The following is a 15,303-nucleotide window of genomic DNA, read 5'->3' as shown; positions in this document are numbered from 1 at the left end:
TTCGAATCGTCGTAATTGAGCTTGACCTCAGTTTTGCAAAAGGTCAACCTTGCCGACGACGGGGGAGCCCCTGGGGAGAGTCCGGTGCGGGGATTGGCTCGATTTCTGGTGATCGCGGCGACAACGTTCGTGTGGCATGCAGCGGTCGACGCGGCGCCTCTGAGCGAGTCGCAGTACGCGGCATTGGTGGCGCGTTTCCAGTCGGCGGTCGACGCCGAGCGCGCTCGTTATTCCGTGCCCGGAATCACGGCGGCGTTTGTTCTGCCCGATGGACGCCTGGGGAAGGTTGCGAGCGGCTATGCGGACGTCGAACGCAAGGTTCGCATGACACCCGACTCGCGCATGCTCTCTGGCAGCACGGGCAAGACGCTGGCGGCTGCGACGGCCATTAAATTGTCGCGGCAAGGCGTCTGGTCGCTCGACGATAAGGTGTCGAAATACCTTGGCGGCCGGCCGTGGTTTCAGCGACTGCCGAACGCTGACGCATTGACGATCCGGCTGCTGCTCCAGCATCGCGGCGGATTGGAAAATTACTATAACAATCCGCGCTTCTTCGAGTGGTACCGCGCGCGGCTCGCCGAGAATCCCAACTACGTCCCCGGCTTCGACACGTTGATCGAGTTCGTCTGCGATCAGCCGCCGTTATTCGCGCCAGGGCAGGGGTTCAACTATACGGACGTCGGGTACTTGATCGTCGGCCTCGCCATGGAGTCGGCCACCGGTCGCGCCTATTACGACCTGGCGCGCGAATCCTTTCTCGATCCGCTCGGCCTCACGCTGACGGCGCCGTCGAACGTGCGAAGAATTCCGGGACTCACGCAGGGGTATGCAAACGGACAAAACCCGTTGCTGCTCGGGCCGACCATGGTGGCGGAGGGCGGTGTGCTGACTTACGACCCAGCCATCGAGTTCACGGCGGGCGGCTTCGTCAGCAACGCGGGCGATCTGGCGAGGTGGGCGTCCGCTTTGTACGGCGGGAAAGCATTGGATGCTACTGCGCTGGCGGAGATGCTGGCCGTACCCGCCGGGGTAACGAATGCGCGTTATTACGGATTGGGGGCGGGCGTGTTTCCTGCCGCTGGCGGCTTGCCCTTGGCTCACGGTCACGATGGATACATCCCGGGCTACCGCACATCGATGCGCTACTACCCGGCCGCGGCGATATCGATCGCACTTCAAGTGAACACGGAAGATGGCTACTGGGAAGAAGGCAAGCCGGGGCATCTGGATTTTGAATCGTTGCGCGCGCGAATCACCCGCAGCGTGCTCGAGTTTCCAGGTCCGCGGCGTTGATGTATTTCGACTATAAATGAGATTGACCTCAAATTTAGTAAGGCGTAGTGTCGATCGGGGTGGGTTGTTTTCCGCTGGGGAGGGCTGATGTACGACAAGATCATGAAAAGCAGTGGCTCGCTTGCAACTGCCTGTGCTTTGGTTCTGACCTCGGCGGCTCATGCCGAGGGCGATACGGTCGCCACGACGGACACGCTGGAAGAGATCGTCGTGTCCGCGCGCATGCGCGATGAAGATCTGCGTGATGTGCCGATCTCGATTGTCGCCATCGGTGCAGATGCCCTGGCGCAGCGGGGCGCGACTGAGCTGAAGAATCTTGGCGATGTCGTGCCCAACGTGATCGTCGGCACCGGCAATCAGGAACGACGCACCAACCTGGTGATCCGCGGCATCTCGACCGAGGCTCGCAGCATCGGTCAGGAAACCGGCGTCGGCGTGTATCTGGACGGCGTCTACACGGGCCGGGCCGAAACATACAACCAGCGTCTGCCCGACATCGCTCAGGTCGAGTTCCTGCGCGGACCTCAGGGCACGATCTTCGGTAAGAACACGATTGCCGGCGCCATCAGCCTGACGACCCTCAAGCCCAGCGATGAGGTTGCGGGCTCGTTGTCACTGGATGGCGGCAATTACGGGCATGCCGAAGCTGTCGGATTTCTTAGCGGTCCCCTCAAGGAGGGCCTGCTGTTCGGCAAGATTGCGGCTTACGGTCTGACCGAGGACGGCTATGCGAAGAACATGTTCGATGGCAGCCGCGCGGGCAGCAAGTTGCAGGACGGCGTGCGTGTCCAGTTGCGCGCGACGCCTTCCGACAAGCTCGAAGTGAATTTCTCGGCCGATGTGAATCGGATCGACGGCGAGCCGTATCGCGCCGAAGTGACCCGAGGCACGTTCGGTAACGAGCCAGGCGCATTCACGTTCGACGAGGCTTACCACTCGTGGGAGCACATCGATTACAGCGGCGCGGCGTTGACGGTGAACTATGCGCTCGATTCCGGTCATTCCCTGACGTCGATCACGGCCTTCCGCAAGTCCCAATGGGAGACGTATTCCGATGAAACCTGGAACGGTTTCAATCATTCCTGGGCCGAGTATGAGCAAAGCAGCGAGTACACCTCTCAAGAGCTGCGGCTCGCCTCACCCTCGGGACGAACGCTCGAGTACGTGGTCGGCCTCTACTATTCCAAGCAGGACTCGGACACGCACACGCCGGTGTTCATCGGCGATGGTCTCGCCGATATCCTGGGCATCCCCTATGGATGGAAGTCGTTCGATCAGCGCGCCGAGGTCACGACCGACGGCTATGCCGCCTTCGCCAACGCCACCTATCATTTCGCCGACCGGTGGGCGGCGACGCTGGGCGGGCGCTACACCTATGAGCAGAAAGACCTTAGCTTCCAGCAGCTCGATCCGAACGGGCTCGGCTTCGTGCCGGCCATCGGTCCGCTGACCGACGACTACAGTGGCGGCGAATTCACGCCCACCGCCAGCCTGATGTATTCGCTCAATCCGAGCTGGAATTTCTATGCCACGTACTCGTCCGGGTACAAGAGCGGCGGCTTCAATGTGGATGTGCTGTCGACGGCGGACAATATTTCGTTCGACGCCGAGCGGGTCGACAACTTCGAGCTGGGCGCCAAGGCGGTGCTGTTCGGCGGGCGCGCCCAGGCCAACGTTGCCGTGTTCTACATGGACTACAAGGATCTGCAGGTCACGCAATACGATCCCGATACATTCTCCAACTACATCGGCAACGCGGCGAATGCATCGGTGACCGGCATCGAGCTCGATCTGGTGGCGCAACCCACGGCCAACCTCAACATCAGCGCCGGCCTGGGATTGCTCGATGCCAGCTTCGATCGTTTCATCGATCAGTACGGCGGCGATCTGAAAGGCAACGACCTGCCGTTCGCGCCGAGCTTGAGCGCATCGCTGGCCACGCAGTACAGCTGGTCGATCAATGCCGCGATCGGCGCTTTCATCAGACTGGAGGGGGCGTATCGCGACCGGACGTATCCCGATGTTCAGAACGACCCGCGTAACCGGTTGGAGTCGTACACGTTGTTGAATGCCAGGGCAGGGCTGCGGCTCGGCGAGGGCTGGACGCTCGAGGTTTATGCGCGCAATCTCACCGATGAGCTCTACGCCGTGAATCGCACGACGCAGCGGCCGCTGTTATCCTTCCTGCCGCCGTTTGCTTATGACGAGACCACGACCACGTTCGGCGCGCCTCGGACTTACGGCGTCAAGCTCACGACCCGGTTCTGAGCCACAACCTCGTTCGACGGGAGAATCGATGGAAGTCATCGCGCCATGGATGAATGAAGAACTGACGCTGTTTCGCGAGGTCGCCGAACGCTTCGTCACCGAACGAATGGTGCCTCAGGATGCGCGCTGGCGTCGCGAGCACAGTGTCGGGCACGAGATCTGGCGCGAGGCGGGTGAGGTGGGTCTGCTTTGCACGGATATTCCGCTGGAGTACGGCGGTGGCGGCGGCGACTTCCGTCATGAGTCCATCGTGCACGATGCTTTGAGTCGCCGTGGGTTGGTGGGATTCGCGACGGGCGTGCACAGCATCTGCGCGCAGTATGTGAATCGGCATGGCACACATGAGCAGAAGCAGCGTTGGCTGCCGCGGCTGGCTCGGGGTGAGCTGGTCGGTGCGATCGCGATGACGGAACCGGGCACGGGCTCTGATTTGCAGGCAATTCGAATGACCGCGCGGCGCGATGGCCAGCACTACGTCATCAATGGCGCGAAGACGTTCATCACCAACGGCTCGCTCGCAGGATTGCTGGCGCTGGTGGTGAAGACCGATCCCACGCAGCGCGCTTCGGGCATGTCGATCCTGATGGTCGAGACGGCCGACCTGCCGGGGTATCGCGTCGGTGCCGTGCTGGACAAGATGGGCATGCAGGCTCAGGACACCTCGTTGCTGTTCTTCGAGGACGTGCGAGTGCCGGTCGATTGTTTACTGGGTGGCGTGGCAGGCAAGGGGTTCCATCAGCTGATGAGCGACCTGCCCTACGAGCGTGCGGTGATCGCGGTCAGCGGTGTCGCGGCCATGGAAGGTGCCATCGAGGAAACGCTGCGCTACGTAAAGGAGCGCAGTGCATTCGGCAAGCCGGTGTTCGAGTTTCAGAACACCAAGTTCGAGCTCGCCGAAGTGGCGACGATTGCCCGCATCGCCCGGGTGTTCGTCAACGATTGCATTCAGCGTGTGGTGGACGGCTCGCTCGACTCGACCACCGCCGCGATGGCCAAGTGGTGGATCACCGACATGCAACAGCAAGTCATCGATCGCTGTCTGCAGTTGCATGGCGGCTATGGCTATATGAATGAAACGCTGGTGTGCCGGATGTTCGCGGATGCGCGCGTTCAACGTATCTACGGCGGCACCAATGAGATCATGAAAGAGCTGATCTCCCGCGCGCTGTGATATGAGCGACAACGTAACGAATCCGGCCGAGGGTTGGGCGCCGGAAATCGCACGGATCGAAGATCGACGTCGTGCATCGGCCGAGATGGGCGGCGCCGACAAAGTCGAGATACAGCACGCCAAGGGCAAGCTGACGGTGCTCGAACGCATCGATCAATTGCTCGACGCGGATACGTTTCGGGAGATCGGTGCGCTCGCAGGCACGGGCCGCTACGCCGAGGACGGTCAGTTGCTCGGCTTCACGCCTGCCAACTCGCGATTCGGGTGGGGTTGCATCGACAGCCGTCCCGTCGTGGTCTCGGGTGACGACTTCACGGTTCGTGGTGGCGCCGCCGACGCTGCGATTCACGAGAAGCTGGTGCAGGCCGAGCAGATGGCGAATGAATTCAGGATGCCCATCGTGCGGCTGCTGGACGGTTCCGGCGGCGGCGGTTCGGTCAAGACCCTGGAAATGACCGGCCACACGTATGTGCCGGAGCTGCCGGGCTGGAACTGGGTCGTCGAGAATCTATCGACCGTCCCCGTCGTCGCGCTGGGACTCGGGCCGATAGCGGGGCTGGGCGCGGCACGGCTGGTGTCGAGTCATTATTCGGTGCTGTTGAGCAAGCAGGGACAGATGTTCGCTGCCGGTCCGTCGCTGGTGGCGGCGATCGGCCAGAACGTCACCAAGGAAGAGCTGGGCGGAGCGGCGGTGCATGCGCAGATCGGTTCCGTGGACGATCTGGCTGAGAACGAAACGGAGGCTTTCGCCAAGGCTCGTCGATTTCTTTCGTATCTTCCCAGCTCGGTCGATGAATTGCCTGTGCGTATCTCATCCGAGGATTCACCTCGGCGTATTGCGGAGGAACTCGATTCAATCGTCCCGCGCGATCGACGCTACGCCTACAAGATGCGTCGCGTGCTCGAGTGCGTGCTCGATGCCGGCAGCTTCTTTGAGATCGGACGTCACTGGGGGCGAGCTTCGATCACGGGCTTCGCGCGCCTGGATGGTTGGCCGGTCGCTGTCATCGCCAGCGATCCGAATTACTACGGCGGCGCCTGGACCGCGGACACGGCCCAGAAACTGGTCCGGTTCATCGAGCTGGCACAAACATTTCATTTGCCCGTCGTGCACCTGGTCGACATTCCCGGATTCATGGTGGGCATGCAGGCAGAGCGTGCGGGCACGTTACGACACGGTGCGCGCGCGCTGGCGAGCGTGTATCAGGCGACGGTGCCTTGGTGCACCGTCATCGTTCGCAAGGCATTTGGCGTGGCGGGTGCCGGCATGTGCAATCCCAGACGGTTCCGTTATCGATGCGCGTGGCCCTCGGGCGACTGGGGCTCGCTGCCCATCGAAGGCGGCATCGAGGCTGCATATAAATCGGAGCTTGCTGCCGCCACGGATCGAGCTGCGAAGCGCGGCGAAATCGAGGCACGGCTCAATCGCGCACGCTCGCCGCTGCTGACGGCCGAGAAGTTTCTGGTGGAGGACATCATTGCGCCGAGGCAGACTCGCGCGTTCCTCTGCGACTTTGCGAATCTGGTCGGGCCGCTGCGCCAGGCGGGGCGCGCCAGTTTCGGGCTGCGTCCCTGATCAGCGCTTCATCTTCATCCAATCGACCAGCGCCGCGGCGGCTTTGGGCAAATCGTCGGGCGGTTTCGCCTCGGGGCTCAGCACTCGCAACCAGATCACACTGGCTGCGTCCGCCAATGCATCGTCGTCGGCCTTTAGTTTCTTCTGCAGCTTCTGCAGTCCCGGGTCGGGATAGATGAATAGCTTCCTGACCAACTCGTCCATCATGCCGCCGAGCAGATAGGTGGCGAACAGCACGGAGGGCTTGGCATCCGGTTGGCCGCGACGTTTGACGTGCGTCTGGGCCACGATGTCGTACCAGAGTCGATTGGCCCGTTGCGCAAGGTCGGTCAGGCCCGGTTCTTCATCGCTGACCTGTAACAGGCAGCGCATGAGGCCGGCGTTGGCGCGACACACCGCCAGCCAGCGTCGATTGGCGGCGCGGATCGCACTGAAGGAATCGTGTTCCTCGGTCGTGAGCGTGGAGAAGCCGAGGAAATCCTCGAGCATTTCGTTGAGCACACTCAAGGTCGCTTCGGTCTTGTCCTTGAAGTAGACGTAGAACAGGCCCTCGGCGACTTCAGCCGCCGTGGTGATGTCGAGCACCCGCATGGCGTGATAGCCGGTGCGTTCGAGAGCTTCCGCCGTCGCGATGCGCAGCCGTTGCCGAGTCCGCTGACCTTTCTGTTTGGGCGGCGAATCGCGCAGGCCCTGCTTGAGGTGCTCGATGTAGGACAGCGTCATGTCAAACCCACGTTGCGAACCGGACGCCGTGCATTGTACGTGGAGTTCGGGTCACTGAGCGCTGGCCGTGAACTCTCCGCCATAGAAATGGGTCACGAGTCGTCGCTGCTTGCCGGCGCGCTCGAACTGGAAAGTGTGCTCATCGTCGATGGTCGAGATGAAACGCCCGTTGCCGAGGTGCTTCAGCGGCAGGGAAGGGCCGTCGGCACCGCCAAATACGGCATACAGCACGCCGTTCTGGTACTTGAAGCCCATGCGGGTGAACCCGAAGGTGATCGGCCCCATGGTGTATTCGCCGGCATAGCTTTGCCCCAGCGATTCGGGCAATGGCACTTCGTCGCGGCGGGGTTCGGCGATGCCCAGGACGACGCGAGCGAGCTTGGCTTCCAGCGATACCGGTGGAACGCCGCTGTCGCTGTTGGTCAGCACGACGAGGGTCGTATCGTCGTCCGGATAGTACGAATAGTGCGCCGAGAACCCGGAGATATCGCCCGAGTGCATGATGCGGCGATGTCCGTCCAGCGTCACGTGCACCAGGCAGCCCAGCGAATAGGGAACGAGCGTGCCGTCGCGCAGGCGCTCCAGCCGGTGCAATCGTTCGCGAATCGCAGCGGGAGTCGCGTTACCTGTGAACACTCCCGCTCGATACTTGAGCATGTCTCCCGTGGTCGACATCACGGCGCCGGCGGAGAAGGCGACCAACGGATCGTAGCGGGGCGCGTTGACCAATCCCGTCTTGCTGTGTTGGTAGCCGTGCGCCCGGTGATCCACCAGCGTGCGCCAGTCCGACATCGACGTGTGCTGCATGCCGAACGGCGCGAACACATGCTGCCCGACATAGTCATTATAGGTTTGGCCGGTCACGTGCTCGATGATGAGCCCGAGCAGGAATGTTCCTGAGTTCGTGTAGTTGTAACGCGTGCCGGGCTCGAACTGCAGCGGCTTGGTGGCGAACCAGCTCAGCACTTCCGCACGCGTCACCGGCCGCTCCGCGCCGCGAGGAAACTCCGGCAGATCGGTGTAGTTCACCAGTCCCGAGGTGTGGTTCAAAAGGTGACGGACCAGAGCATCGCGTGCCGGCGCAGGCAATTCGGGCACATATTTTCCAGCAGGGGCGTCGAGATCGATCTTGCCCGCGGCGACCAGCTGCGTGATCGCAAGCCCCGTCATGGTCTTGGTGATCGAGCCGATCGGGAACACGGTGTCAGGGGTGACCGGGATGCGATGTTCGACGTCGGCATAGCCGAAGCCTTTGGAATAAATGACCTGAGTGCCTCGCTGGATGGCCACCGCGATGCCGGGCTTGTCGCCACCGGACGTCGCTTGCGTGAGGAGTCGGTCCAGGCGTTGCTCCATCGGGTCGCTGCCGAGTGCGACCGATGTGACTGTCATTAGTACTACGGCGAATAACGCAGCGAACCGACGCGACATAGCGACCCTCCCGCCGCGACTACGGCGACGCGGGTCAGTATAACGAAACTGAGGATAACCTCAAAAATAAATGAGGACGGCCTCAAGGCTCGCCCGCGGGCCCCACCTTGATGCCGCCGATGTCCGCGATGGTCACGGGACGCAGGGTGCGCATGACGTTCTCATCGACCGGGCCGAACGGGCGCGTGGTCGACGGACCGGTCTGCTCGAAGATCGAAAGGGCGTAAGAGCCCACTCGAGTCGCGCCGGTCGCGCGCATCCAGCTGGCAAACGAATGCGCGCCGGCGGGGCTGTCGAATACCAGTCGAACGGCGCCCAGCGTGGGATCGAATAGAGCCAGCCGTTCGTTGCGAATCGCGTTCGCGGAGGCCAGGCCGAGATCCCAGAGTGGCTGACGCAAGGAATCGCGATCGATCAATGTCACCCGTGCCTGGCTGCCGCACACCCATTCGTCGCCGGTGTCTGCCACGCGAACGACGAAGCTCAGCTCCAGCGTAGCTTCGACAACGTCGAGCCCCGGAGGGTGGCGCAAGGGAATGAGTTGCGGAGCGACGTGATCGCTCGTCAGCGGCATGCCATTGTCGGTCCACAGCGCGGAGAAATGGACGACCGTGTCGTCAACAGCCACGCCGCCGGGCATGATCACGAGGTCGATGGACTGACTGCCGGCGAGATCGGCGCGCCCCTTGGCAACGCGAGTGATCTTCAGTTGGCCGGGAGAGGCGACCACCGTCGAGGTCTCCTGCGTGCGTTGCTCGGGCGCGGCAAGTTCAAAGTGATCCCAGCCGAGAAACGTGCCGCCGAAGGTGGCGACACTCAATGTGCTCCAGACGATTCGATCCTTTGCGTGCAAGCCGCTCGGCGTCACCGAAATGAGCAACCGTCTGGCGAGCATTCCCCGGGTGACGATCGACGGTTGATGCAGGATCGTCGTTTGCGAATCCAGCGGCCGAACCTCGGCCTGCAATGTCACCTGGCCTTCGAGCGTCTCCGGGCAGTTGTATGTCGGATAGCCACTGGTGAACTCCGCGCGTTGCGGAGGCGTGCCGCAACCGGTGAGTGCCATCCAGGGCAGCACGAGTACCAGCAGGCGATGTTTCATGGGTCTTTGGTCAACTGGAAGGTGACGGCGAACTTGCCCCACATTCTCGACGGCGTGCCATCGATGGTCCCGGGGTCGAGACGCCACTGAAATGCTTCGTAGAAAGCGGAGTAATCCAGATCGGGATAGCCGCTCGACTTGGCGATCGCCGCATCCGCGACGGAGCCGTCTTCCAGCACGTGCAGCTTCAGCACGACTGTGCCGGTCTCTCCGAGGCGCCGCGATGCTGGAGGATATTTCGGCGCTGAGAGCGGCTTGTTGGGATTGCTCTTCGGCAGTACCACCAGCGCTGCCGAATTCAACCGGGAGTGGAACAGCTCGAGACCGTTTGTATAACTCCCGGGTTCCGTGGGTGATCGAACCGCGGCGGTAGCTGTGAGAATGGGCACGAGCAAACAGGCGATCAGTGCAGTCTTGAGTGCGCTCGCCTGGCTCACGCCGGTGTGTCGCAGGATGCGCTCGATACGACGGCTGAGAAAGTGAGTGCGGATCATCGGGACGAGGTTCGCGTTGACCGCAGAGCGCTGCGCCAGACTCAGAAGAATCCTGGCGTACGTCGTGCGCTCGTCCGTTCGACTGGCGACTGCGGCGTCGTCGCTGACGTGTTCATTCAACAATGCCAGACGACCGGCCAGCCACCACGCGAAGGGATTGAACCAGAACACGCTTCGATAGAGCTGAGCCAGGCATTGCACATGGAAATCTTTGCCGGCCACATGCGATCGCTCATGCTCGATCGCCAGTCGCCGCGCTTCGCCGTCCCATTCCTTGAAGTCTCGCGGCACGAGCACGGTCGAAAAGACGGTTGCCGGCGAGCTCACGTCGTCGCTGATGCGGACATCCAGGGGTTCGTACATCGCCATCGGCGTGGCGCGTTGGCGCATGAGCCAGCACCGAATGACACCAGTCAGCTGACGAACGATGAGCACGCCAGAGACCGTGACAACCAGAGCGAGCAGGGCTGTGCTCCAGATGGATATCGAACTCGGAGCGGTCAGAGTCACCAGCTCTGCATAGCTCGCACTCAAGACCGGTGCCGGCACGGGAGCGCGCGAAATCAGCTCCAGCAGCGCTGGCATCGAAACCGCGGACACGAGAATGATCCGCCAGACGGTGCGCTCCAGGCGCGCGTCCCGCACATGCAATGCCTTCACCGCCAGAAACACCAACAATCCCAATGCAATGGAACGGACCGTGTATTCAGCGACGAGCGCCATCATGAGCGTGCTCCTTTCCTGGAACGAGGCGGGGGTGAAGCGTCCTTGGGCTGTTTTTCCGCCTGTTCGATGGCGTTCAGCAGCCGATCGACCTGAGCTCGGTCGACCATCTTCGCGTCGACCAGTCCCACCAGCACTTCGTCGACCGAGCCGTCACAAAACCAGTCGACGATACGTTTGATGGCGCGAGCCGCGACTTTGCGTCGAGGCTCGGCGGCTTCATACATGAACGTCCGGTTCTCGACTTTGTGACTCACCAAGCCCTTGGTCTCGAGCCTGCGCAGCACCGTGCGAACGGTGGTCTCCTTGAGTCCTCGGTCCAGTTTTTCCCGGATGGCTTCGGCACTGAGCGAGCTGTTCGCCCACACGATGTTCATCACCGCGCGTTCCAGCTCGCCGAGCTCGGCCTTGGTTGCTTTCATACGAGTGCTACCTTTTGTAGTGCTACAGACGGTAACAGACGTCCCGAGCCGAATTCAAGCGTTCCGGTCTGGCTCCGATACGGCCCGGACCGAGTATTCAAAAACTATGGACAGATACGAATAAAAATGCAGAATTAGTCGAAACAGAAGAGAACCAACAATTAAAAATCGAGGGCCACGGCGGGCCAGGCACCGGAGACCGCCGCGGCCCCCATGCCAGCTCCGGTCGGGGGATACGAATGAAAATCGCAGAACGGATGATGCGTTCACTGAGCGCCGCGGCTGCCATCGTCTGGGCGGTGGGCGCGTTGACGATCGGGATGGTCGGCGTCGTGCGTCCGGCCGCCGCGGCCAACACCATTGAGACGACATATAAAACCGCGGGCACCTTCTCTGTCAGCACCGCGACGGTCACCGACACGTCCGGGCTCGTCTACAACTTGTACTATCCGACCACGCTCGGGGCGGGTGGCATGCGCCATCCCATCATCACCTGGGGCAACGGCAGTAACGCGACGCCGAGCAACTACTACGGCTTGCTCAATCATCTGGCGTCGTGGGGATTCGTGGTCGTGGCGGTCGACGATCCCACCACCGGCACCGGCGCGGAGATGTTGGCGGCCGCTCAATATATGGTGGCCAGAGACAGCGACAGCGCCAGTCTCTTTTATCAGAAGCTCGACACCGGCAAAGTCGGCGCCATCGGTCATTCGCAGGGCGCGGGCGGCACGGTGAACGTCACCAATCATTCGAATGGCCTGATCAAAACGGCGGTGACGATCGCTCTGCCGAATACGATCTGGGTGAGTGCGGGAGACGAATACTATGTCGACCAACTCACCGTCCCGGTGTTGTTCCTGAGCGGCTCCACCGACATCATCATCGCGTCTGCGTCCACGCAGACGGGCTTCTACAATCAGGTTCCCGGAGCCGCCGCGAAGGCCGTGCTCAAGGGCGCGGGGCACAACACGATTCAAAACAGCGGCGGTGGCTTCCTTGGTTATATCAATGCGTGGTTGATGTACACCCTGCGCGGCGACAGCACAGCGCGTGGCGCCTTCGTCGGCACGACGCCCGAGATCAACACCAACACTTCGTGGAGCAATCAGGCGGAGAAGAATCTGCCTTGAGCCCCGTCGCTGCGTTCCGGCTCGGTCCGTGTGGACCGGGCCGGCGTCTCAATTGCTAAGCAGGGGTTGCGCGTCTGTATAGGCTTGCGTGCCGTTGTGCCTGACTACAGGAAAGCGCATGTACCGACCGCAGCCTCACCGATTCGCGATGTTCTTCGCCACCATGCTCGTCGCGTGCTTTGCCGAAGCGTCGCAACCTCTCGAACCGCGCACCGTGCCGGACATCGAGCTCGAGCTCATGCCGATACCGGCGGGCTCGTTCGTGATGGGCAGTCCCGCCGATGAGCCCGCGCGCGAAACGGACGAGGAGCCGTTGACCAAGGTCACGATCAGCAAGCCCTTCTGGATCGGTCGTTATGAAGTGACTCATGGTCAATGGCGTGCCGTGATGGGGACCGATCTGCAGGCGGCCGCGGATCAAGTGTTCAACGACAAGAAGGTCTATAACAACGGCAAGCGCGAGCTGCGCACTGTCGAGATGCACGGCGCCACCATCGCCAACGCCACCAGCTCCGACGCATTGCTCGGCGATACCAGCGATGCGGTGGCGATGTATCTGGTGAGCTGGACCGATGCGATGGCCTTCTGCGACAAGCTCAATCGGCGCGAGCATGCCGCGGGGCGCTTGCCCAAAGGGTATGTCTATCGATTGCCCACCGATGCCGAATGGGAATATGCCGCCCGCGCAGGAACGACGGGAGCGATCTACAAGGGCACGCTCGAAATTCTAGGTCAGAGCAATGCGCCCGCGCTCGATCCGCTGGCCTGGTACGCGGGCAACAGTGCGATCGGTTATAGCGGTCGCGGCTTCGATGTTTCCTATCGGCCGGAGCGCCAGTACTCCACGCCGACCATTGCCGGTCCGCGCCACGTCGGTCTGAAGCAACCGAATGCGTGGGGCCTCTACGACATGATCGGCAATGTGTGGGAGTGGTCGATGGATTGGTACGAGCGTCCTCTGCCTGGCGGCGCGGTGACCGACCCGCTTGGCCCGACCTCGGGCATCCGTCGCGTCGTGCGCGGCGGTGGCTGGAACAACCCCGTGTTCGACAACCGCTCGGCGCAGCGCTTCGGCGTGACGCCGGAGGGCGGCCGCTTGATCAATCTGGGCTTCCGGCTGGCCCTGGCGCCGGAGTTGTCGCACTGAGCACAGCGGGGCCGGCCCTGAATGCAAAGCGGTCGGTCCTTTTGGTGAGCCGTGCCGGCGGGCTGTGTTATATATGTCCTGTAAGCGCCGCCGACGACGCCAGCGCGACACCACTATGGTCGGTGCTTATGAGCGATCACCCAGCGTCTGCCGCCAGCTTGCAAAGTGACCTGTCCGCGCAATTTCGCGGGCCGCTCATCGCGTTTTTTTCCCGTCGCATCAAGGACCGGCGCGAAGCGGAGGATCTGGCGCAGGAAGTGCTGCTGAGGGTTCTGAGCACGGACCGCCGGCGTATCGAGCACGCCGCCAACTTCGTCTTCAAGGTCGCGATCAATCTGTTGCGCGACCAGCGGCGCCGCCAGTTGCGCGCCGGCCTGCCGGGCTTCGTGCGGCTCGACGACACCGCGGGCCCGGAGCTGGAGGGTGAGTTCGCCCAGACGCTCTCGCCCGAGCGCATTCTGAGCAGCCGCTCGTCGCTCGAAGATGTGGTACGTACGCTCGATGAGCTGGGCGAGCGGACGCGCAACATCTTCGTGCTGTTCCGGCTCGAGAAAATGAAGCACAAGGACATCGCCGAGCGTTATGGCATTTCCATCAGCAGTGTCGAGAAGCACGTGATGCGGGCGTCGTTGCATCTGGCCTCGCGCTATGGCCGACAGCCCGAGGTGACCCAGCAATGAGTCGCGCATCGGTCGAGATCGAGCCGGGCAGCGTCGCGTTGGAGGAGGCGACCGCGTGGCAGGTGTATTTCGAGTCGTCGGGGCTCGACACCAGCAGTGAGTTCGTCGCGTGGCTCAGCGAAAGTCCGCTCAATTCGGCCGCCTGGCAGCAGGTGCGCGGCGCCTGGAGCTTGCTGGACGAACATGAAACATCGGATGAGGGCGAGGAGCTGCGTCGTCTCGCGCTCGCGGACGCCGCCGCTGCGCGTGCGGCCAAAGAGCATCGGTGGTGGTCATCGATCGATTCCGGTCGGCGCATCGTCGCCGCCGCGATGGTGCTCATGGTGGTCGGCGCTCTGACCACGTGGGGCCTGACGCGTCCGGAGACCTATAGCACGTCGATGGGTGAGCGCCGGGTCGTGACGCTGAGCGATGACTCGCGCGTCACCTTGGATTCGAACAGTGAAGTGCAGGTGCGCTATTCGAAAGAGCGTCGCATACTCGTTCTGTCGCACGGCCAGGCGCGCTTCGATGTCGCGCACGATACGTCGAGACCTTTCTCCGTGAAGGCGCGCGGTCAGCAGGTCATCGCCGTGGGCACCTCGTTCAATATCGATACGCTCGGGCCGGAATTGCGAGTGACCTTGCTCGAGGGTCGAGTGGTCGTCGCTCCACAGAGCGCTGAAGTCGATGTGGCCACGCTGCGCGACCAGATCATCAACTCCGGCACCATCATCACGAGCGGCAGTGCACCGTTCGTCCAGCTCACTGCCGGCGAGCAGCTTGCGCTTCGATCGGGCACGATGCCTGAGGTGGGGCCTGTCAGCGCCGCGCACGTGAGTGCGTGGGAGAGCGGGCATCTGGTGTTCGACGACGAGTCGCTCGCTTCCGTCATCGAAAGGATGAGTCATTATTCATCGCAACGCCTGCTGATTGCGGATCCGCGCATTGCCAACTTGCGCATCACCGGCTTCTTCAATGCCGGCGACACCGATGGCTTCATCAGCACCGTCACCGAATATCTGCCGGTGATCGCCAGCACCACCGCCGACGGCGCCATCGCGCTCAATCATCGCTGAAAAATTCATCCGTCTGCCTTGAGGGTTTTCTGAAAACCGTCGTCTGTCCTTGCAGGGGAGCGCGAAACGGTCAGCGCCCACATTC

Annotated in this window: 13 protein-coding genes; 8 read left to right on the top strand and 5 right to left on the bottom strand. The window is 62.3% G+C overall.

What is annotated here, in order from left to right; genetic code table 11:
• The first annotated feature begins 93 nt into the window (after nucleotides 1–93).
• The 4 genes from EKO19_RS00760 to EKO19_RS00745 all read left to right on the top strand — a co-directional run bounded on the left by EKO19_RS00760 (nucleotide 94) and on the right by EKO19_RS00745 (nucleotide 6,308).
• Nucleotides 94–1,293, top strand: coding sequence for a serine hydrolase domain-containing protein (locus tag EKO19_RS00760; RefSeq protein WP_157995043.1), 1,200 nt, complete (start codon nucleotides 94–96; stop codon nucleotides 1,291–1,293).
• 87 nt (nucleotides 1,294–1,380) lie between these two features.
• Nucleotides 1,381–3,561 (top strand): TonB-dependent receptor, encoded by a 2,181-nt coding sequence (locus EKO19_RS00755; RefSeq protein ID WP_129774507.1) that lies wholly within the window; start codon nucleotides 1,381–1,383, stop codon nucleotides 3,559–3,561.
• A gap of 28 nt (nucleotides 3,562–3,589) precedes the next feature.
• Nucleotides 3,590–4,732, top strand: a complete 1,143-nt coding sequence (locus EKO19_RS00750; RefSeq protein WP_129774506.1) for an acyl-CoA dehydrogenase family protein — start codon at nucleotides 3,590–3,592, stop codon at nucleotides 4,730–4,732.
• A gap of 1 nt (nucleotide 4,733) precedes the next feature.
• Nucleotides 4,734–6,308 (top strand): acyl-CoA carboxylase subunit beta, encoded by a 1,575-nt coding sequence (locus EKO19_RS00745; RefSeq protein WP_129774505.1) that lies wholly within the window; start codon nucleotides 4,734–4,736, stop codon nucleotides 6,306–6,308.
• Here the strand turns inward: EKO19_RS00745 and EKO19_RS00740 are convergent, their stop codons facing one another.
• From EKO19_RS00740 to EKO19_RS00720, 5 genes are all read right to left on the bottom strand, one after another.
• Nucleotides 6,309–7,031 carry a TetR/AcrR family transcriptional regulator gene (locus EKO19_RS00740; RefSeq protein ID WP_129774504.1) on the bottom strand — a complete coding sequence of 241 codons (723 nt, stop codon included), beginning with the start codon at nucleotides 7,029–7,031 and terminating at the stop codon, nucleotides 6,309–6,311. It lies immediately after the preceding gene.
• Between the two features lie 51 nt (nucleotides 7,032–7,082).
• Nucleotides 7,083–8,423 carry a serine hydrolase domain-containing protein gene (locus tag EKO19_RS00735; protein WP_157995042.1) on the bottom strand — a complete coding sequence of 447 codons (1,341 nt, stop codon included), beginning with the start codon at nucleotides 8,421–8,423 and terminating at the stop codon, nucleotides 7,083–7,085.
• Between the two features lie 121 nt (nucleotides 8,424–8,544).
• Complete coding sequence (locus EKO19_RS00730; RefSeq protein ID WP_129774502.1) at nucleotides 8,545–9,564, bottom strand: hypothetical protein; 1,020 nt, start codon at nucleotides 9,562–9,564, stop codon at nucleotides 8,545–8,547.
• On the bottom strand, nucleotides 9,561–10,784 hold the full coding sequence (locus EKO19_RS00725; RefSeq protein ID WP_129774501.1) for a M56 family metallopeptidase: 1,224 nt from the start codon (nucleotides 10,782–10,784) through the stop codon (nucleotides 9,561–9,563). Before EKO19_RS00725 ends, EKO19_RS00730 begins: the two co-directional genes overlap by 4 nt.
• The gene (locus EKO19_RS00720; protein WP_129774500.1) at nucleotides 10,781–11,203 is read right to left on the bottom strand and encodes a BlaI/MecI/CopY family transcriptional regulator; all 423 of its coding nucleotides are present in this window, start codon (nucleotides 11,201–11,203) and stop codon (nucleotides 10,781–10,783) included. The genes EKO19_RS00725 and EKO19_RS00720 overlap by 4 nt, the downstream gene beginning before the upstream one ends.
• 239 nt (nucleotides 11,204–11,442) lie before the next feature.
• Between EKO19_RS00720 and EKO19_RS00715 the strand changes: the two genes are divergently transcribed.
• The 4 genes from EKO19_RS00715 to EKO19_RS00700 all read left to right on the top strand — a co-directional run bounded on the left by EKO19_RS00715 (nucleotide 11,443) and on the right by EKO19_RS00700 (nucleotide 15,218).
• Nucleotides 11,443–12,333 (top strand): alpha/beta hydrolase family protein, encoded by an 891-nt coding sequence (locus EKO19_RS00715; protein WP_129774499.1) that lies wholly within the window; start codon nucleotides 11,443–11,445, stop codon nucleotides 12,331–12,333.
• 118 nt (nucleotides 12,334–12,451) lie between these two features.
• Nucleotides 12,452–13,480, top strand: a complete 1,029-nt coding sequence (locus EKO19_RS00710) for a formylglycine-generating enzyme family protein (RefSeq protein WP_129774498.1) — start codon at nucleotides 12,452–12,454, stop codon at nucleotides 13,478–13,480.
• Between the two features lie 128 nt (nucleotides 13,481–13,608).
• Nucleotides 13,609–14,160, top strand: a complete 552-nt coding sequence (locus EKO19_RS00705; protein ID WP_129774497.1) for an RNA polymerase sigma factor — start codon at nucleotides 13,609–13,611, stop codon at nucleotides 14,158–14,160.
• On the top strand, nucleotides 14,157–15,218 hold the full coding sequence (locus tag EKO19_RS00700) for a FecR family protein (protein ID WP_129774496.1): 1,062 nt from the start codon (nucleotides 14,157–14,159) through the stop codon (nucleotides 15,216–15,218). The genes EKO19_RS00705 and EKO19_RS00700 overlap by 4 nt, the downstream gene beginning before the upstream one ends.
• Nucleotides 15,219–15,303: the final 85 nt, after the last annotated feature.

The organism is Peristeroidobacter soli (assembly GCF_004138485.1).
GTDB classification, from domain to species: domain Bacteria; phylum Pseudomonadota; class Gammaproteobacteria; order Steroidobacterales; family Steroidobacteraceae; genus Steroidobacter; species Steroidobacter soli.
This window is presented reverse-complemented; position numbering and strand designations above follow the sequence as displayed.

Bases quoted from the DNA above. Each gene is read 5' to 3' on its own strand.
- EKO19_RS00755 (WP_129774507.1), top strand. From the start codon at position 1,381: ATGTACGACAAGATCATGAAAAGCAGTGGCTCGCTTGCAACTGCCTGT.
- EKO19_RS00750 (WP_129774506.1), top strand. From the start codon at position 3,590: ATGGAAGTCATCGCGCCATGGATGAATGAAGAACTGACGCTGTTTCGC.
- EKO19_RS00745 (WP_129774505.1), top strand. From the start codon at position 4,734: ATGAGCGACAACGTAACGAATCCGGCCGAGGGTTGGGCGCCGGAAATC.
- EKO19_RS00740 (WP_129774504.1), bottom strand. From the start codon at position 7,031: ATGACGCTGTCCTACATCGAGCACCTCAAGCAGGGCCTGCGCGATTCG.
- EKO19_RS00735 (WP_157995042.1), bottom strand. From the start codon at position 8,423: ATGACAGTCACATCGGTCGCACTCGGCAGCGACCCGATGGAGCAACGC.
- EKO19_RS00730 (WP_129774502.1), bottom strand. From the start codon at position 9,564: ATGAAACATCGCCTGCTGGTACTCGTGCTGCCCTGGATGGCACTCACC.
- EKO19_RS00725 (WP_129774501.1), bottom strand. From the start codon at position 10,784: ATGATGGCGCTCGTCGCTGAATACACGGTCCGTTCCATTGCATTGGGA.
- EKO19_RS00720 (WP_129774500.1), bottom strand. From the start codon at position 11,203: ATGAAAGCAACCAAGGCCGAGCTCGGCGAGCTGGAACGCGCGGTGATG.
- EKO19_RS00715 (WP_129774499.1), top strand. From the start codon at position 11,443: ATGAAAATCGCAGAACGGATGATGCGTTCACTGAGCGCCGCGGCTGCC.
- EKO19_RS00710 (WP_129774498.1), top strand. From the start codon at position 12,452: ATGTACCGACCGCAGCCTCACCGATTCGCGATGTTCTTCGCCACCATG.
- EKO19_RS00705 (WP_129774497.1), top strand. From the start codon at position 13,609: ATGAGCGATCACCCAGCGTCTGCCGCCAGCTTGCAAAGTGACCTGTCC.
- EKO19_RS00700 (WP_129774496.1), top strand. From the start codon at position 14,157: ATGAGTCGCGCATCGGTCGAGATCGAGCCGGGCAGCGTCGCGTTGGAG.